20 protein-coding genes, 2 tRNA genes and 1 riboswitch are annotated in these 17713 nt (G+C 61.3%); of the genes, 6 read left to right on the plus strand and 16 right to left on the minus strand.

Features of this window, described 5'->3' with window-relative positions; all coding sequences use genetic code 11:
- Window positions 1-34: 34 nt before the first annotated feature.
- From ANI01nite_RS10180 to hisI, 3 genes are all read right to left on the minus strand, one after another.
- Complete coding sequence (locus ANI01nite_RS10180) at window positions 35-625, minus strand: Trp biosynthesis-associated membrane protein (RefSeq protein ID WP_066138853.1); 591 nt, start codon at window positions 623-625, stop codon at window positions 35-37.
- The gene (locus ANI01nite_RS10185) at window positions 622-2193 is read right to left on the minus strand and encodes an anthranilate synthase component I (RefSeq protein ID WP_121866970.1); all 1572 of its coding nucleotides are present in this window, start codon (window positions 2191-2193) and stop codon (window positions 622-624) included. The genes ANI01nite_RS10180 and ANI01nite_RS10185 overlap by 4 nt, the downstream gene beginning before the upstream one ends.
- A gap of 103 nt (window positions 2194-2296) precedes the next feature.
- Window positions 2297-2698 carry a phosphoribosyl-AMP cyclohydrolase gene (gene hisI, locus ANI01nite_RS10190; protein WP_141357808.1) on the minus strand — a complete coding sequence of 134 codons (402 nt, stop codon included), beginning with the start codon at window positions 2696-2698 and terminating at the stop codon, window positions 2297-2299.
- Window positions 2699-2832: 134 nt separating this feature from the next.
- On the opposite strand from hisI, the gene ANI01nite_RS10195 reads away from it, so the two are divergent.
- The 4 genes from ANI01nite_RS10195 (at window position 2833) to ANI01nite_RS10210 (ending at window position 5992) form a co-directional block, all read left to right on the plus strand.
- Window positions 2833-3474: a TIGR03085 family metal-binding protein gene (locus ANI01nite_RS10195; protein ID WP_038991805.1), complete on the plus strand. Its 642-nt coding sequence runs from the start codon at window positions 2833-2835 to the stop codon at window positions 3472-3474.
- Window positions 3475-3578: 104 nt separating this feature from the next.
- Window positions 3579-4214, plus strand: coding sequence for a hypothetical protein (locus tag ANI01nite_RS10200; protein ID WP_141357810.1), 636 nt, complete (start codon window positions 3579-3581; stop codon window positions 4212-4214).
- A 243-nt stretch (window positions 4215-4457) separates the two neighbouring features.
- Window positions 4458-5093, plus strand: coding sequence for a DUF6318 family protein (locus ANI01nite_RS10205; RefSeq protein ID WP_141357812.1), 636 nt, complete (start codon window positions 4458-4460; stop codon window positions 5091-5093).
- Between the two features lie 29 nt (window positions 5094-5122).
- The gene (locus ANI01nite_RS10210) at window positions 5123-5992 is read left to right on the plus strand and encodes a hypothetical protein (RefSeq protein WP_170214624.1); all 870 of its coding nucleotides are present in this window, start codon (window positions 5123-5125) and stop codon (window positions 5990-5992) included.
- Between the two features lie 54 nt (window positions 5993-6046).
- Here the strand turns inward: ANI01nite_RS10210 and hisF are convergent, their stop codons facing one another.
- The 13 genes from hisF to ANI01nite_RS10275 form a co-directional block, all read right to left on the minus strand.
- Complete coding sequence (gene hisF, locus ANI01nite_RS10215) at window positions 6047-6817, minus strand: imidazole glycerol phosphate synthase subunit HisF (protein ID WP_073706068.1); 771 nt, start codon at window positions 6815-6817, stop codon at window positions 6047-6049.
- Window positions 6818-6838: 21 nt separating this feature from the next.
- Window positions 6839-7687 carry an ATP phosphoribosyltransferase gene (hisG, locus tag ANI01nite_RS10220; RefSeq protein ID WP_038991809.1) on the minus strand — a complete coding sequence of 283 codons (849 nt, stop codon included), beginning with the start codon at window positions 7685-7687 and terminating at the stop codon, window positions 6839-6841.
- A gap of 142 nt (window positions 7688-7829) precedes the next feature.
- The gene (locus ANI01nite_RS10225; RefSeq protein WP_038991810.1) at window positions 7830-8093 is read right to left on the minus strand and encodes a phosphoribosyl-ATP diphosphatase; all 264 of its coding nucleotides are present in this window, start codon (window positions 8091-8093) and stop codon (window positions 7830-7832) included.
- A 72-nt stretch (window positions 8094-8165) separates the two neighbouring features.
- Complete coding sequence (ribH, locus tag ANI01nite_RS10230) at window positions 8166-8657, minus strand: 6,7-dimethyl-8-ribityllumazine synthase (protein ID WP_066138867.1); 492 nt, start codon at window positions 8655-8657, stop codon at window positions 8166-8168.
- Between the two features lie 35 nt (window positions 8658-8692).
- Entirely contained in the window at window positions 8693-9940 is a 1248-nt protein-coding gene (locus ANI01nite_RS10235; protein ID WP_066138870.1) for a bifunctional 3,4-dihydroxy-2-butanone-4-phosphate synthase/GTP cyclohydrolase II, read from the minus strand.
- Complete coding sequence (locus ANI01nite_RS10240) at window positions 9940-10563, minus strand: riboflavin synthase (protein ID WP_038991814.1); 624 nt, start codon at window positions 10561-10563, stop codon at window positions 9940-9942. The genes ANI01nite_RS10235 and ANI01nite_RS10240 overlap by 1 nt, the downstream gene beginning before the upstream one ends.
- 34 nt (window positions 10564-10597) lie before the next feature.
- Window positions 10598-11638, minus strand: a complete 1041-nt coding sequence (ribD, locus tag ANI01nite_RS10245; RefSeq protein ID WP_141357816.1) for a bifunctional diaminohydroxyphosphoribosylaminopyrimidine deaminase/5-amino-6-(5-phosphoribosylamino)uracil reductase RibD — start codon at window positions 11636-11638, stop codon at window positions 10598-10600.
- Window positions 11639-11651: 13 nt separating this feature from the next.
- The gene (gene pnuC / locus ANI01nite_RS10250; RefSeq protein WP_141357837.1) at window positions 11652-12353 is read right to left on the minus strand and encodes a nicotinamide riboside transporter PnuC; all 702 of its coding nucleotides are present in this window, start codon (window positions 12351-12353) and stop codon (window positions 11652-11654) included.
- A gap of 115 nt (window positions 12354-12468) precedes the next feature.
- Window positions 12469-12606, minus strand: a riboswitch (FMN riboswitch).
- Between the two features lie 41 nt (window positions 12607-12647).
- The gene (gene rpe, locus ANI01nite_RS10255; protein WP_066138876.1) at window positions 12648-13310 is read right to left on the minus strand and encodes a ribulose-phosphate 3-epimerase; all 663 of its coding nucleotides are present in this window, start codon (window positions 13308-13310) and stop codon (window positions 12648-12650) included.
- Between the two features lie 29 nt (window positions 13311-13339).
- On the minus strand, window positions 13340-14863 hold the full coding sequence (locus ANI01nite_RS10260; protein ID WP_141357818.1) for an RsmB/NOP family class I SAM-dependent RNA methyltransferase: 1524 nt from the start codon (window positions 14861-14863) through the stop codon (window positions 13340-13342).
- Entirely contained in the window at window positions 14860-15792 is a 933-nt protein-coding gene (gene fmt / locus ANI01nite_RS10265; RefSeq protein WP_141357820.1) for a methionyl-tRNA formyltransferase, read from the minus strand. Before fmt ends, ANI01nite_RS10260 begins: the two co-directional genes overlap by 4 nt.
- A 3-nt stretch (window positions 15793-15795) precedes the next feature.
- Window positions 15796-16359, minus strand: coding sequence for a peptide deformylase (gene def, locus ANI01nite_RS10270; protein ID WP_141357822.1), 564 nt, complete (start codon window positions 16357-16359; stop codon window positions 15796-15798).
- Window positions 16360-16452: 93 nt separating this feature from the next.
- Window positions 16453-17295 (minus strand): cytochrome, encoded by an 843-nt coding sequence (locus tag ANI01nite_RS10275; protein WP_255314490.1) that lies wholly within the window; start codon window positions 17293-17295, stop codon window positions 16453-16455.
- Window positions 17296-17487: 192 nt separating this feature from the next.
- Here ANI01nite_RS10275 and ANI01nite_RS10280 point away from each other — a divergent pair.
- Window positions 17488-17560, plus strand: a tRNA-Gly gene (locus tag ANI01nite_RS10280).
- A 54-nt stretch (window positions 17561-17614) separates the two neighbouring features.
- Window positions 17615-17685: transfer RNA gene (locus tag ANI01nite_RS10285), tRNA-Cys, on the plus strand.
- Window positions 17686-17713 lie beyond the last annotated feature (28 nt).

Consider the following 17713-nt stretch of genomic DNA (forward strand, 5'->3'; position numbering starts at 1 on the left):
GCGCGCCGGTGGTGCGAATCACGCTCGGCCTGGGCTATTTCCCGCCAGCGGTCGGGTCTTCGCCCTGCGAGAGCTGCTCCCAGCTGGCGATATTGCGCGAGGACTGGTCCTTGGGCTCCACGCTGGCCTTGGCCGCTTGCCGGTCGTACTTGCTGGCCTTCGCGGGCCAGCGTCCGGCAAAGACCAGCACCAGCACCGCCTGCAGCACGATCAGCACGCCAGCAATCACCGCTACCGCCGGCCACGCGGTGAGCGCGTACTCGCCGGCGTTCTGGGCCAGGCCGGTGGCTTCGGCCACGGCGGTGGAGGCCACGGCCTGCGGGTCGCGCAGCGCGCCAATGCCGGCGGTGATCACCGTGGCGCCGGCGAGCAGGCAGATCGCCGCGATGATGTAGCGGGCGATCTTCCCGGCGATCAGCAGCGCCAGCGAACCGGCCAGCACCACCACGCAGACCGCGGTGACCGAGGCGGCCGCGGTCGCCCCGTCAACGACAATCTGCGGGATCTGCACGGAGCTGGAGGCCACATCAACGGTGATCCAGGTCCGGGTGGCCGACCAGAGGCCGATCAGTGCGCCGGCCAGGCCGAAAAGTGCAAGGCTGCGGGCGCTGGTCAATTTCTTCACTTCGCTTCACCTGATTCGGTGTTGATGGTGTGGGCGGCACGCATGGACTGCGCGGCCCAGACGGCGCGCAGCGGGGCGGCCGCCTTGTTCACGGTTTCCAGTGCCTCGTCGGCGAACTTCGAGTCGTTCACGATGCCGCCGCCGGCCTGCACGTAGGCGCGATCCCCCTTGAGCAGGGCGGAGCGGATGGCGATGGCCATGTCCATGTCGCCGGCGAAGTCCAGGTAGCCGACCACGCCGCCATAGATGCCGCGGCGGTACGGCTCGTACTCGTCGAGCAGCTGCAGGGCGCGGGGCTTCGGCGCTCCGGAGAGCGTGCCGGCCGGGAAGGTCGCGGCGAGCACGTCGTAGGCGTCCACGTCGTCGCGGGTCTTGCCGACCACGTTGGAGACCAGGTGCATGATGTGGCTGAAGCGCTCGACCTCCATGAACTGGGTGACTTCCACGGTGCCGGCCTTGCACACCCGCGAGAGGTCGTTGCGCGAGAGATCCACGAGCATCAGGTGCTCGGCGCGTTCCTTCTCGTCGTTGACCAGCGACTTCTCATGCAGCTGGTCGTCCTCGTAGTTGGCCCCGCGCGGCCGGGAGCCAGCGATCGGGTGCGTGACCACGTGCGAGTCGTTCACCGTGACCAGCGCTTCTGGCGAGGAGCCGACGATCTCGAAGCGTTCGCCGTCCTCGTTGACGAAGTTGAACAGGTACATGTACGGGCTCGGATTGGTTGCGCGTAGCACCCGGTAGACATCCAGCGCGTCGGCCTGGGTTTCCAGCTCGAAGCGGCGCGAAACGACGATCTGGAAGACCTCTCCGTCCACGATCGCGGTCTTGGACTTGGCCAACGCCGCCAGGTATTCGTTCTCGTCCCAGGAATGGGTGACAGCGTCCATCAGGGTTTCGCGCGGCACATCGGTGCCGGTGAGCACCGCCGCGGCCGAATCCACCGGCACCGCGAGCTGGTCGAGCATCGCCTGCAGGCGGGCGACGGCGCCGTCGTAGGCCGCATCGACGTTCTCGTCGCTGCCATCGAAGTTGATGGCGTTGGCGATCAGCGTGACCGTGCCCTCGGCCGCATCATGGGCCGCCATGTCGGCGACCAGGTTCATGCTCAGCTCCGGCAGGTTCAGGTCGTCCGCCGGAGGGTTCGGCAGCTTCTCCCAATGGCGCACGCATTCCCAGCCGATGAAGCCGACCATGCCGCCGGTCAGCGGAGGCATGCCGGGAACCGGTTCGGTTTTCAGCGCACGCACGGTGTCGCGCAGCACCTCCACGCCGGCCCCGCCGGTGGGCAGGCCGTCAGGAGCGTGCCCCTGCCAGTAGGCTTCTCCCCCGCGGGTGCTCAGCGTGGCCGGAGAGTTCACCCCGATGAACGAGTAGCGGCTCCAGACGCCGCCCGGGGCCGCCGACTCCATCAGGAAGGTGCCGGGCCGCCCCTGTGCCAGCGTGCGATACAGGCCGATCGGCGTGAGCGAGTCGGCCAGCACGGTGATGGTGACCGGGATGACGCGGCGGTTCGCGGCCATGGCGCGGAAGGACTCGCGGGACGGGGAAATCTTGCCAAGGGTTTTCATCAATGTTCTTCTTCTACGTGTTCTTCGAGCCGGTGCTGCAACGCGCAGCTGGGTGCGGAATTCGCGGCGCCCGCCTGCTGCTGGTGCCGGTGCGTCGGCAGTCCTACTCGGGACGGTGGCCCACCACGGCCGGCAATTCGCGATCGGTGAAGCAGGATTCGGTGCCGGTGTGGCAAGCGGCGCCCACCTGGTCGACCTGGACGAGCAGCGCGTCGCCGTCGCAGTCCAGGGCCACGGACTTCACGAACTGGTAGTGGCCGGAGGTGTCGCCCTTGCGCCAGTACTCCTTGCGGGAACGCGAATAGAAGGTGACCCGGCCGGTGGTCAGCGTGCGGTGCAGCGCTTCATCGTCCATCCAGCCGAGCATCAAGACCTTCCCGGAATCGTACTGCTGCGCGATGGCGGCAAACAGGCCATTGGCATCGCGCTTGAGGCGAGAGGCGATCTCCGGGTCGAGGCTGTGGGATTCAGGGCTCGGAATCGAGCCGTCGTTAGAAGTAGGCATCCCCATTAGCATACTGGTTTTCCGCGGAATCCTGAGACCTGTGACGTACCGCTCGTCGACGCGCCATGCCGACTGGGCGACACCTCTCTCGCCTTGCACAATTAGTCAGTTGGAGCGTGCTAGTTTCAGAAGTGATGCACTTAGTTCAGGCTTCCAGACTTGCGTTGGCCGAGACCCTGCTTGCGGCAGGACCTACCGCCGACACCCTTTGCGACGGTTGGCAAACCCGCCATCTCGCCGCGCACCTCGTGTTGCGCGAAAGCTCGCTGCTTTCCGCCGGCACGTTCTTCAAGCCGCTTTCCAAGAAGCTTGAAGCGAAACTGAACCAGATGGTGGTCGCGGCGCAGACCCCGGAAGGCTACGCGAAATTGGTCCGCAGCTTCCGCTCGGGTCCGCCCGCGTTCTCGCCGTTCGCCATCGACAAGGTAAACCAGTCGGCGAACCTCTCGGAATTCTTCATCCATACCGAGGATGTTCGCCGGGCCCGCGGCCAATGGGCTCCGCGGGTGCTGGACAAGGAGTACACAGAACTGCTTTGGCAGTCGCTGACCCGCATGTCCCGGCTGCTGTTCCGCCACGCGCCCATCGGCATTATTCTCACGCGTCCCGATGGCCAGCGCCATGTTGCCAAGAAGGCGCCGAACGCTGTGTCCATTACCGGACCGGTCACCGAGCTGATGATGTATTCGTTCGGCCGCATCGATCAGAGCTTGGTCTTGTTCGAGGGCGGCGAAACCGCATTGGAAATCGTCAAGGGATTCAAGCCGGGGCTGTAGTACTCCCTCCCGTTTATCCACATTCGTGGGTGGGCCATCAATGTTCGCTTCGCACCGGCCTAGGATTTCGAGCAATCGATATCCAACGGCTTCGGAGCTTGAACATGAACACCCAGAAAATTGTTCGCCGTTACTCTAGTGCTGCTATCTCTGCAGTCCCCGCTTTCGTCCTGGTTGCCCTGGCATCAGCGCTGATCGTGTCCGTAGCACCGGCCGAGGCCGAATCTTCGGCTTCATCGCCGACCGGATCTTACACCGCAGAGGCGACGCCAACCAGCGAACCGGATCCTCCAGACTCGGCAAACCTTCTGTATGAAAAATCGGATTACGGGGCGCTCGAAGCTGCACGGCGCTTCTTCCGATTTCTCGATTACGAAATCCTCTATCGTTCCCCCGTCGATTTCGCGCCGATAGTTACTGGCAAATGCGAATTGGAGCAATGCTGGAAAACGTTCCAAGAGCTAGACGACCTGAGAAAAGGGCCAGAAGACATCCAGATCGGGGGCTACCACTATCTCCACACGGACTACATCGTCCAGTTCGACGGAAACCAGGCCTACCTGATGGGAGAGCTCACCTTGTCCCCACGCTCCCTGCTACGACCAGATCAGGAAGTCATATTCTTCGAAGAACAAAATCTGGGTGAGATCACCGTAGGACTTGAATATACCGACACCGGGTGGAAAGTCTCTGACGTCTCGCTTGATAATCCACGTTCAGCAACGCGGCGCGACACTTGAGCCTGGATTCATTCGAACCAGTTAGACTGCTAAGTTCTACGCTGACGCCAATGCTGGCAGCCGGTGGTCATGAGGTTCATCTCTGCACGTATCAGCAGTATCAATAGCTGTGGATGTTCACAGAGAATCTGAAATAGGCTGTGGCAAGTTTTCCACAGATTCGTCGAAAACTCTCCACTTTCTTGAAACACGGGCATAGGATGGCGCACAACCTCGCATTCCCGATGATCATGGAGAGTTCGAATGGACACGCGGAAAATTGCAGTTGTCGCGTCGGTTGCAGCAGTTGCACTCGCACTGTCAGGCTGCAGTACAGGGAGTGCCGAAGGACAGGGAAACTCGCCGTCCGCAGTAAGCAAGATGTCACCAGCTCCGGATTCGACGACAAAGAATCCATCACCCTCGAAAAACAATACGTACAGGCCTGCGTCGCCCGAGGGACCCGCAGAAAATGTTCCCGTCCCAAAACTGCCAGCACTGGCAAAAGAATACAGCGAAGACGGTGCGGCCTCGTTCTCCAAATTCTATTTTGATCTCGTGAACTATGCCATTGAGACTAATAATGCAGGTCCTATAAAAAAGGTCACCACAAAAGAATGCATAGTGTGCGGTGTTTCAATTATCGATGAAGCTACAGAAGCTAAGAAACTAGGGAAATGGCATGTTGGCGGAAAACACCACCCAAAAATTCTCGATTCCTATATATCCGGGGAGAACCTAGCGGTGGTAACAGTTGAATATACCGCTGACAAAGCCGAAATCTATCTCGTCCCAAATGAACCAGATTCCAAAATGGACAAGTTAGAGCCAACTACTGTAGCCGTGGGCCTGGAATTTGACCATGGCTGGAAAGTATACAGAATAATCGGTGCCGAATAATGAAGCTGCAATCTTCAAATAAACTGACAATGCTTATTGCATTCTGCGTCAGCATTCCGGCTGTTTTGGGCATGCAGGCTCCTATCGACCCTGCCAACAAGGAAGATCACGGCATTCGAATGCTTCCGGAATCAATTTACGAAGATCATGACAAAAAGGAAAACTTCAACTACAAGGTGAAGCCGCAGAATCCACAACCCAAAAAACAACGACCCCGGGACGCTTCACCCAAAGAGAAGTTCTCCATCCGAGATTACGAGAGTTGTGACCCAAACACCTCAAACGCTCGATTCTGTAGGAGTATACCTGAAGAAAGAACCTGCCCAGACGGATCGGCACCGATTTACCGGCAGGTTCTCGACGCCCAAGGACGTGTAGTTCGTCAGTATCGTTACTGCCCTGGTGAACCACCGAAAATTGAATTACCTAAAGAAACTCTCACCCAGGAAATCATAATTGATATAAACAAATTCAAAGAATATCCCATAATTCCTTCGAAGATTATTAGCAATCCAACTAAATTTTCCTTGAAGAACGGCAATACGCATTTCATGGCTACCGAGGAAGTTCAATCTTTCTCCTCTAGCCTCTCAGGATCAAAAATACGAATAAAGGCGATTCCGATTCAATGGAATTGGAACTATGGTGACGGGACCACTCGAAATCTTAATTTTCCTGGCGAACCTGCACCGAACCATACTTTGAGAGATGAAACCCCTACGAGTCATTCTTATAGCGAGACTGGCAAGTTCAAAGTCGAGGTTACCACCCTCTACCGAGGAGAATTCAGCGTCGATGGAGGCCCATGGCAGGCCATACCCGGTCAAGCCGCCGTCGCAAGCACACCGATTGAAATCGACGTTTGGCGCACTGAGAAGGAGCTCATTGCCAACGATTAGCCAAGTACAGCATGAGGCCCAGCGCCATGTGGTGCTGGGCCTCATGCTTGGATCCTAGCGAACTGGGTAACCAGCTTCGCGGATCGCTTGCTTAACCGTGGCGATCATGTCCTTCGGTCCGAAGTGGAAAATCGAGGCTGCCAATACTGCGTCGGCACCCGCTTCGATCGCTGGAGGGAAGTCCTCAGGCTTTCCCGCGCCACCCGATGCGATCAGCGGAACCGAGACCTCGGCGCGAACCGCACGGATCATTTCCAGGTCGAAGCCATCCTTGGTGCCGTCAGCGTCGATCGAGTTCAGCAGGATCTCCCCCACGCCTCGTTCGGCAGCTTCCTTCGCCCAGGCTACGGCGCACATGCCGGTGCCCGTACGACCGCCATGGGTAGTGACCTCGTAGCCCGATGCGATCGACGGATCATCGGTGCGGCGCGCGTCCAGGGACAGCACGAGCACCTGGGAGCCGAAGCGCTGGGTGATCTCGTTGATGACCTCGGGACGGTTCACCGCCGCGGTATTGATCGAGGCTTTGTCGGCACCGTTGCGTAGCAGCCGATCGACGTCTTCAGCAGTGCGGACGCCACCGCCCACGGTCAGCGGGATGAAGACTTCTTCTGCGGTGTGACGGACAACTTCGTAGGTGGTTTCACGGTCCGAACTGGATGCGGTGACATCGAGGAAGGTCAGTTCGTCGGCACCTGCGTCATTGTAGCGGCGGGCAAGCTCAACTGGGTCGCCAGCATCGCGAAGGCCCGCGAAGTTGACGCCCTTGACGACTCGTCCGGCATCGACGTCGAGGCAAGGAATAACACGAATTGCAACGCTCATCAGCGGAATTTCCTTGTCTACTTAGATGCGGCAGGCGTGGATCTGGCTGACCAAGATGGCACGTGCGCCAACGTCATAGAGTTCATCCATGATGTTGTTCGTCTGCGATTTCTTGACCATGGCGCGCACGGCGACCCACTCGGAGTTGGCAAGGTCCGACACGGTTGGCGATTCCAGGCCTGGGGTCAGTGCGCAGGCCTTGTCGGCCAACTCGCGGCGTACGTCGTAGTCGAGCATGACGTACTGGCGGGCGACAAGCACCCCGTTGAGACGGCGGATCAGCACATCCAGGCCAGATGGCTTGTGCCCGACACGGCCGATCATGACCGCTTCGGAGTTCAGCAGCGGATCGCCGAAGATCTCCATGCCGGCGGCCTTGATGGTGTTGCCAGTTTCCACGACGTCGGCAATGGCATCTGCTACGCCGAGGCGGACCGAGGACTCGATGGCGCCATCAAGACGAACGATTGAAGCTTCGATGCCGGACTTCTCGAGGTAGTGGCGCAGCAGCACGTCGTAGCTGGTGGCAATGCGCTTGCCATTGAGCTGCTGGGCATCGTTGAACGCGCCAACCGGGGCAGCGAAGCGGAAGGTCGACTTTCCGATGCCGAGCGAAAGCTGCTCTTCGACAGCGTCGTCGACATCTGCATCGAGGTACAGGTCGCGGCCGGTGATGCCTACGTCCAGGATTCCGCGGCCGACATAGACGGCAATGTCGCGGGGACGCAGATAGAAGAATTCAACTTGGTTGTCCTCGTCGACCAGGACCAGTTCGCGGGAATCGCGGCGCTGGAGGTAGCCGGCTTCCTTGAACATGGTGGAAGCGATTTCGGACAAGGCACCCTTGTTGGGTAGGGCTACGCGGAGCATTTTTGACTCGTTTCGTCATGAATGGCGCTGCGGCGATTAGCCATAAACAAGCGCCAAGGATTAATTCGTTGGCCGTTGTTTCTGCCGCCGTGCGTTGACTGCGGCCTGATCGGCAATGGATCAGGCCGCAGTCGCGCGACGGCTATAGATGCTTGTAAACGTCGGCCAAGGTCATGCCCTTGGCGATCATGAGAACCTGCAAGTGGTACAGCAACTGGGAGATTTCCTCCGCCGCGGCCTCATCGGTTTCGTACTCCGCAGCCATCCAAACTTCGGCGGCTTCCTCGACGATCTTCTTGCCGATGCCGTGGACACCAGAGTCGAGTTCGGTGACGGTACGTGAGCCTTCCGGGCGGGATTGTGCCTTGAGCGATAGTTCGCTGAAGAGCTCGTCAAAAGTTTTCACGGAACTAATCCTAGCTGTTTTCTTGACCGGGGCCGTATTCTGGTGCCCCTTTGTGACAGGACCGGCCCGATGCTACGGCAGTGCGGCGACTGTCATCACGGCAGCCGAGTAGGCTTCATAGCCCTTGTCCTCGCTGGAGTTCTCCAAGCCAGCGCGATCCAGGGCCTGCTCTTCGTTATCGCAGGTGAGCACGCCGAAACCGATAGGGGTTTTGGTGTCCACACTCACATTGGTTAAGCCATTGGTCGCTGCCATGCAGACATAGTCGAAGTGCGGTGTACCTCCGCGGATGACCACACCCAGCGCGATGACCGCGTCGTAGTCCCCGGCGAGGGTGGAAGCCGCGACCGGCAGCTCGAAAGTGCCCGGTACCCGAATCAGGGTGGTGCTGGATTCCAGGCCGGCGTCCTTGGCGGCGCGCTGGGCACCGTCAATCAGTCCGTTCATGATCACTTCGTGCCAGCTGGCGGCTACGATGGCCACCTTGAGCTGGGAGAACTTCTCGTCACTGGCCAGGGCGGCCAGCTGTTCGCTGACGTCGGTTGGTGCGCCATGCTTGCTCATCTTGATGCTCCTTGGTTCTTCTGGATTCGTCGTGTTCAGGCGCCGTGGTAGGCGTCGGATTGCTGGTCATCGTCGGTATCGGGCAGGTCCAGATGGTGGCCGAAGCGAATCTGCTTGGTCCGCAGGTAGGCGGAGTTCTGCTCGCGCGGCGCAATCTGCAGGCCGACCAGCTCGGCCACCTTGATTCCCGCGTCGTTCAGTTGTTGCTGCTTGTCCGGATTGTTGCTCAGCAAGCGGATCTCGTCCAGGCCCATGGCCTTGAGAATTGCGGCGACGGCGAAGTATTCGCGGGCGTCGGCCGGGAATCCCAGATGCAAGTTGGCGTCCAGGGTGTCCATGCCGTCTTCCTGCAACGCGTAGGCGCGCAGCTTGTTGGCCAGCCCGATGCCGCGGCCTTCATGCCCGCGGATGTAGATGATGTGGCCGCCTTCGCGGGCGATGGCTTCCAACGATGCATGAAGCTGTTCGCCGCAGTCGCAACGGTAGGAGCCGAAGATGTCCCCGGTGAGGCATTCCGAATGGATGCGCACCAGGTTGCCCGGCGCGCCGCCATTTGGACCTTCATGGCTGAGCACGATGTGCTCGTGGTTCTCTGCGGTGGCTGCTCTGGCGGTGAAGTCCCCGAAGGCGGTAGGCAGCTTGATCGGGTCGGTCAGCTCGATCTCGTCATTGACCCGGCGCCAGCGGGCCAGGTCGTCAATGGAGATCAGTGGCAGGTCGTGTTCGGCGGCGAAGACCCGCAAGTCATCCAGGCGCATCATTTCGCCGTCGTCCTTGGTGATCTCGCCGATCACGCCCACCGGTTCCAGCCCGGCGGCCTGGCACAGGTCCACTGCTGCTTCGGTGTGGCCCCGGCGTTCGAGCACTCCCCCGGCTGCGGCGCGCAGCGGGAAGATGTGGCCCGGTCGGGAGAGCTGGGACGGCTGGGTGTCCGGGTCGGCCAGCAGGCGGCTGGTCAGCGCACGATCGGCGGCTGAAATGCCGGTGGTGATGCCTTCGGCGGCATCGCAGGTGACGGTGAAGGCGGTTCCCTTGGCGTCCTGGTTGATGCCGACCATCGGAGCCAGGCGCAGCGCGTCGGCACGTTGGGCGCCGAGCGGCACGCAGATCACCCCCGAGGTGTAGCGGATGGTGAAGGCCATCAGTTCGGCCGTGGCGTGCTGGGCGGCGAAGATGATGTCGCCTTCGTTCTCGCGGTCTTCGTCGTCGACAACGACAACTGCACGACCCGCGGCAAGGGCCGCCAGCGCGGTTGGGATGGAATCAAGCGTTGACGTAGCCATTACTGCTGGCCTCCGAATTCATTCAGGCGTGCCACGTACTTGGCGAGCACGTCGACCTCGATATTGATCTTGTCGCCGACTTGTCGGGTGCCCATGGTGGTTTCGGCGAGGGTGATCGGGATGATGCCGACCTCGACCCAGTGGTTGCCTGCATCGGCCGCCGGGGAGACCGCGGTGATGGTCAGCGAGATGCCGTCCAGCGCAATGGAGCCCTTTTCAGCGGTCAGCGGCGCGTACGCGTCGTCGATGCCGATGCGGAAGGTGGTCCACTGGCCGTGGTCTTCGCGGGCCAGCACCGTGCCGACGGTGTCCACGTGGCCCTGCACCACGTGTCCGTCGAGCCGGCCGCCGGCTGGGGTGCAGCGTTCCAGGTTGACCTGGTCGCCGGTTTTCAGGGCGCCGATGGTGGTGCGGCGCAGGGTTTCGCCCATGACGTCGACGCTGAGCTTTTCCCCGTCCATCTCGGTGGCGGTCAGGCAGACCCCGTTGACGGCCAGTGAGCCGCCCAGGCCCAGGTTGTCGGTGTGGCCCGGGGCGCGCAGGGTCAAAACTGCCAGGTCCTTGCCGGTGAAGGTCTCGATGCCTTCGATGACGCCTTGGCCGGTGACAATTCCGGTGAACATGTTTACTCCTTGAAAATTTTGGGGTTGCCGGCGATCAGTCGCGGGGCAGCGGTTCCAGATGCAGGGCAATGTCATCGCCCAGCCTGGTCAAAGACTCGTTGCTGGCCGAATCCAGCCGGAAGCGCCGCGCATCGGCAAGCGTGGTGGTGTTCGGCATGTTGACCGATGAGCTGCCTGCGCCGATCAGCAGCGGCGCCTGGTAGCAGTAGATCTCGTCGGCCAGATCGGCTGCGATGAAGGCCGAGGCGACTGTGGCGCCGCCTTCAACCAGCAAATGGGCCAGGCCCAGCTCATTGGCCCGGACGATAACCTCGTGCACGTCGTGGCTGCGGACCTGCGCCCAGTCATCACCCTGGGCGAGCGCCAGATCAGCTGGCAGATCCCGCTCGCCCATGACCAGCCGGAAGGGCTGGTGCTCATGCAACTGGCCATCGGGGGTTCGGGCGGTCAACCGCGGGTTGTCGATGATCGCGGTGCTGGTGCCGACGAGGATGCCATCGACTCGCGAGCGCAGGGCGTGCGCGTGATTGCGCGACGCCGTGGACGTGATCCACTGGCTCGTGCCGTCCGGTGCGTTGATCCGGCCGTCGAGCGACTGCGCGATCTTGACAGTGATGAACGGCCGGCCCTCATCTTTGGCGATGAACCAGCGGTGGTTCAGCTGCTTCGCGGCGGAGGAATCAGCCAGCTGGGTGGCCTGGGTTCCGTGGCTGCGCAGGTAGTCGGCGCCTCCGCTGGCGGCGGTGTTGTCGGGGACAGCGTAGTACACGTGGCCAATGCCGGCTTCCACAATGGCCTGGGCGCAGGGACCGGTTCGGCCGGTGTGGTTGCATGGTTCGAGGGTTACTACCATCGTCAGCTCGCGGGCCTTGGCCGCAGGCATCTTGCCCAGTCGGCGCAGTGCGTCGATCTCGGCGTGCGGGTGCCCGGCACCGATATGGAAACCGGTGGCAATGATATTTCCCTCTGCATCCAAAACGCAGGCGCCGACCAGCGGGTTCGCTCCGCGGTGGCCCCGACCGGCGGTTTCCAGCGCAGTGCGCAATGCCGCGTCGAGCTGCTGGGTCGTGATCATGGTGCTATTCCTTTCAGCGTTTGCGCGAAATAGTCGGATCGAGCATTTCGGTTTCGATCTGGGGTTTGGCACCGCGCTTGGAATTGGCCCAGACGAAGAAGCCGACCAGGGTGAATGCGCCGTAGAACAGGTACATGAAGGCGCTGGCGTAGTATCCGGCGGAGAACAGCAGGGGCACGCCCACTGCGTCGACGGCAACCCAGAACAGCCAGAATTCCACCCAGCCCTTGGCCATGCCGTAGGTTGCGAGCAACGAGCCTACGAAGGTCCAGGCATCCGCCCAGACCGGCTCATAGGATCCGAGCATGCGGAAGATCGGGGTCAGTGCGACGGTGCCGAGGATCAGCACGGCAATCAGGCCCAGTCGGGTCTTGCCGGACGCCCATTGCGGGGTCACCGCGCTGCCGGTGCCGTCCTTGGCCTGCTTCCAGCGGTACCAGCCGAAGACCGATACGGCAATGAACATGATTTGGCGGCCTGCTTGGCCCCAGAGATTGGCTGTGTAGCCGGTATCGAAAATGCTGCCCAAGAAGACCGTCAGCAGCAGGAGGTTGCCGACTATGCCAATGGGCCAGGCCCAGACTTTGCGGCGCATGCCGCCCACGGCGCTGGCCAGGCCGAAGATATTGCCTACGACTTCGCGCACCAGCAGTGCCGACGAGCCGATCGCAATTTGTGAGTTGAAAGCTTCAATGAGCCACCGCAGGAAATCCATCATTCCACCCTTCTCGAAGCGGCGGCTCCGGGGGTGTGCATTTGATGGGCCTGTGGCTCTGCTTTAGAAGATAGCCCCTGTGAGGGCTACCGGCAGTACCAAAAGGCATATCAAATTCGTGCTTCTCCCATCCAGACTTTAACTGTCGGTACTGGAATTCCACCAGTTCAACCGTTCCCTCAGCTTGTGGCTTTGGTTGCGGGTCGCGGACTATGACCGCCGGTTCGGACTTTCACCGACCCCGGAGCACGTATTCGTGTTTACTGAAAACATTCTGGCACACTTTGCGTGGTCCTAGTGACCACCCAGCGCAAGATTGCGTAATACGTCGATTTCCACCGATGGCTCTTCTGCCGAGTACACCGCGGAACCGGCAACGAAGACATCCGCTCCGGCTTCGGCGGCACGTAAGATCGTGTCGCGCGAAATGCCGCCGTCGACCTGCAGGGCAATGGGCTTGCCGCTGCCGTCAATGGCTGCGCGGGCGCGCTTGATCTTCGGAAGGACCAGATCCAGGAACTTCTGTCCGCCGAAACCTGGTTCCACGGTCATCAGCAGAACCATGTCCAGCTCGCCGAGCATATCCAGGTAGGGTTCGATCGGCGTTGCCGGGCGCAGGGCCATGGAAGCCTTGGCGCCGGCCGACCTCAGTTCGCGGGCCAAGCGGATCGGGGCTGCCGATGCCTCGGCATGGAAAGTTACCGAGTCCACGCCGAGCTGTGCGTATTCCGGCGCCCAGCGATCCGCGTTCTCGATCATCAGGTGCACGTCGATGGGCAGCTTGCTGACCTTGCGCAGCGCATCAACCACCGGCAATCCGAGGGTCAAGTTGGGCACGAAATGGTTGTCCATGACATCCACGTGAACCGCGTCTGCGGTGTGGATGCGTTCCAGCTCGCTGGCAAGGTTCGCGAAATCTGCGGACAGGATCGACGGGTTGATCCGCGCGTTAGGCATGGATGCTCCTCGGAATACTCGGGGCTTGGCTAGGCTTTTTTGGTCAGGATTGCCATGAACATGGCATCGGTGCCGTGCACATGGGGCCACAATTGCACGGTGCTGCCCTCGGCCAGCGCATGTCCTGCCGGCCGGGCGTCCTGATGCATCACCGCGGAAACGGCGGCACTGGTATCCAGCAGAGCAGCATTTTCGTGGCGCTTCAAGAAGTCTTCCACAACCAGGCGGGTTTCCGCCTGATGCGGCGAACAGGTGACGAAGCCGATGACTCCTCCGACGCGTACCGCGTTGAAGGCGGCGTCGAGCAGCTCGCCTTGCAATTTGGTCAGCTCAGGGATGTCCCGTGGTGCCTTTCGCCAGCGTGATTCCGGGCGGCGGCGCAGTGCACCCAGTCCGGAGCATGGCGCGTCGACCATGATGCGGTCGTAGTCCCCCGCATAATCCTCGCCGCCAAAGATGCGTCCGTCTTCGCCGGTGACCATCCAGTAGTCATGCGGCACAGCATCCAAGGAGTTCACGACCAGCCGGGCACGGTGCGGGGCCGGCTCATTGGCGGTCAGGCGGGCGTCGCGCTGCACGGCGATCGCCGCGAGCAGTGCAGCCTTGCCGCCTGGACCTGCGCACATATCCAGCCAGTAGCGGTCTTCGCCGGCTTCGGGCAATTCGATAGCAGCCAGGGCGCGGGCCATGACCTGGCTGCCGGCGTCTTGGACGCGCACGGTGCCTTCCTTGACACCAGGTACACGTGAGACGTCGCCGTGCTTGTAGGTGGCAGAATCCGCGAGCAGGGTGCCTCGCTCTGCGCCGGATTCCAGCGCTCCGGACAGATCGCCCAGGCCGGGCAAGGCTACGAGGTTCACCACCGGGGCCAGGTTGTCCGCTTCCAGCAGGGCTTCAAGTTCACTCGCGTCGCGGCCATGGGCGATCAGTGCGCCACGCAGGGCGCGGACAATCCAGTCCGGGTGCGAGTGCTCGATGGCCAGGCGCTCGGAATCCGATGCGGCGGCGTTGCCCAGCTGTTCGGTCCATGCAGCGGCTTCCTGGGCGGACACGCGGCGCAGCACCGCGTTGATCAGGCCGGATGGGCCGGCGCCAATTTGCGCACGAGCCAGTGACACGGTTTCATCCAACGCTGCGTGCTTGGGCACGCGCATGGCCAACAGCTGGTGGGCGCCCAAGCGCAGCGCATCGAGGATCGCCGGATCCAGCTCGGCCAGCGGGCGGTCGACCAAGGTGGCCAGGATCGCGTCGTAGAAGCCCTGGCCACGCAGGGCCCCGTAGGCCAGTTCGGTGGCGAAGCCCGCGTCGCGGCGGTCGAGCTGGTATTCGCGGATCATCTTCGGCAGCACCAGGTTGGCGTAGGCATCCGCACTGGATACTTCGCGCAGGGTCTTGAAAGCTACCAGGCGTGCCGGATCGGCCGCGCGCTTGCGCTGCCCGGGTGCGGCTGCTGAATACTTGCGCGGGCCGGACTGGCCGCGGTTGCGGGTACGTCCCTGCTCGTTGCGGCGTAAGTTATCGCGGTGTCCACCGCGAGGTTCCTGCCCGCTCATGCGAAGCTCACTTCCGTTCCCTGGGTGAGCACTCCTCGTGCCCAGTCGCTGGCGTTCATCATTTTCTTGCCCGGAGGCTGGATTTCGGTGGGTTGCAAGGCCCAGGTGGCGGTGCCGATGTAAACCTTCGGCTGCTTTCCTGGTTCGATGCGCACTTCGCCCGGTGCAAGGTCGGTGATCTCACGGTGCTCACGCAGCGGGCCGAACTTGAAACGCTTGTCCTCGACCTTGACCCAGGCACCAGGGGCAGGAGTGGTTCCGTGGGCGCGCCGGCGGATTTCGGTGGCGGTCCGGGTGAAGTCCAGTTCCGCATCCACGTCGGTAATCTTCGGTGCGTAGGTGTGCGATCCGGACTGCGGAACGGCAACGGCCTGGCCTGAAGCCAATGCCTGCAGGGTCTGCACCAGCAGCGTCGACCCGGAACGGCTGAGCCGTTCGAGCATGATGCCTGCGGTGTCCAGCTCACCGATGCTCTCGGTGACTTGCCCGAAGACTGGTCCGGTATCAAGGCCGGTTTCCAGCTGGAAGGTGACTGCGCCGGTGATGTCGTCGCCGTTGATAATGGAATGCTGCACCGGAGCTGCGCCCCGCCAGTGCGGCAACAGCGAGAAGTGCAGGTTGATCCAACCATGGGTTGGGACGGCCAAGGCCGCTTCTGGCACTAGTCCCCCGTAGGCGACGATGGCCGCGGCTTCAAGTTCCAACGCCGCCAGTTCAGCCGTAGTTTCTTCGGTGATCTTGGCGGCCTTGATGATCGGCAGGCCAAGTTCTTCGGCTCGGGCAGCGACCGGCGAGGGGGTCAATACGCGTTTTCGACCCAACGGAGCATCGGGACGGGTGAGCACTGCGGCAATTTCAAAGCCGGCTTCGTGCAGGTAGTTCAGGGAAGTGACAGCGACCTGTGGCGTGCCGGCGAACAAAATACGCATGAGCTAGAACCCCAATCCTGCGCCAAAGCTGGAGCCGAGGGCCCCTGATCGTTTTTTCACCGTGGCGTTGGCGGTCTGCGAGTAGTTGTTGGCCCGCAAGGTGCGCCACGCCGCTTTCTTTTCTTCTGGTTCCAGCCGGTCCAGGAACAGAATGCCGTCCAGGTGATCAGTTTCGTGCTGGAAGCAGCGGGCGAGCATGTCGGAACCTTCGATTTCCACCGGCTTGCCGAACTTGTCGAAGCCGGTCGCCTTGACGTGGCGCCGGCGTCGAACTGGCGCTGCAATGCCCGGGATGGACAGGCAGCCTTCTACCTGGTCGTCCTGGTAATCGTCGCTGAGCTCCAGCACCGGGTTCACGATATGTCCGCGTTCTTCGCCAATTTGGTAGGTGAAGACGCGCAGGGACACGCCAACTTGAGGCGCGGCGAGGCCTGCACCTGTGACGTTTTCCATCGTCTGGTCCATGTCTTCGACGAGCTTCTGGAGCTCCGGGCCAAAGTCGGTCACCTCCTGCGCTGGGGTGCGTAGAACGGGGTCTCCGATGATCCGAATTCCCAAAATCGCCATAATCCGCTGGTACCTTCCCTGCCGTGGATATTGGTATTAGGTTTCGCAATGCCGAAAGCTAACCGTTCCAGTCTACGCGGTGAAGGGAGGGCATTACTGAGCTGGCGGCGTGATTTCGACCAGTGAAGCACGCGACTGGGCAATCTTGAATGCAGCTTCCCAGTTCCGCCGCAAAGCATAGAACTTCGACCAGTAGTCGGGCAATGCCTGCGGCGGTGCCATGAAGGTCCGCGAACCGGTCTCGCCAAGGGCCACAGCGAGCAGCATCGTGTCGGTGCCATATCCCCACTCTTTCCATGCGCCCCGCTCGGCATCCACGACTTGCTCTTCTGCCTTGCAAGCGGCCGCCAGCTGCATGATGACTTTGTCATCGGGGCGCTTGACGAAGCCGTCCCGATCGGTGTTTTTGGTCTTGTAGTCCACGAGGCAGGTTCGGCCGCCGATCTTTGCGACCAGGTCAATGGTGCCCGCGTAGCCGACACTGTGATTCCATACCGTCACCTCTGCGGCAATGGGCTGGACATTGTAGTCATCCCACCATTGGTCAAAGTGGCGCGCGAACCCCAACTCGTTGTTCGCTTCGAGCGCGGCTTGGGCTGCTTCCAAATCATGTTCCAGATCCAGCGCCCGCAGTGCTCGCTGCTCAGCGTAGTTATGCACTCGATCACCGCGGGCCGCGGCGGAGTCCCGATAGGCCTCGGCAGCACCGGCGGCATCGCGTATCAGGGAACGCAACTGGCCACGGTCGCCCACTGCGTGCACCAGTCGATGATCGTCCGAGAGTGCCTTGGCCGCCATGTACCCGGCCCAACCTGACAGGTCCAGCTTGTCCATGGAGATGACTGTGGTGATGGATGGGACAATCGCTTCGCCTCCGACTTGTCGGCAGTACATGCGGCCCAGGTCTGTTTGAATAGCCAGTTTTGGTGACGTCATGCACACGATCATGGCACGCGCTCGGCCTGCTTCGCTCCTAGTCGTACCGGAAAAATGAATTTTCCGCGTAGTTCCGCGGATTTTCGGGCGTGTGAACCAGATCTCAGCGTTTCGATTTGTGGGGATGCGAAAACTCGTATAGAGTTTTTACTCGTTGGAGCGAACGGAAACGTTCAGTAAACAACACATTTTGCGGACATAGCTCAGCTGGTAGAGCGCAACCTTGCCAAGGTTGAGGTCGCGAGTTCGAACCTCGTTGTCCGCTCGCAAAAAGATTCACCGACTAGGTAAAACTAGTCATTCTGACTCCGGTCAGTATGGTGGGGTGGCCGAGAGGCGAGGCAGCGGCCTGCAAAGCCGTATACGCGGGTTCGAATCCCGTCCCCACCTCGCAATGAAGATTGCTTGATCTTTTTAG

The organism is Glutamicibacter nicotianae, assembly GCF_006539525.1.
Taxonomy (GTDB): domain Bacteria; phylum Actinomycetota; class Actinomycetes; order Actinomycetales; family Micrococcaceae; genus Glutamicibacter; species Glutamicibacter nicotianae.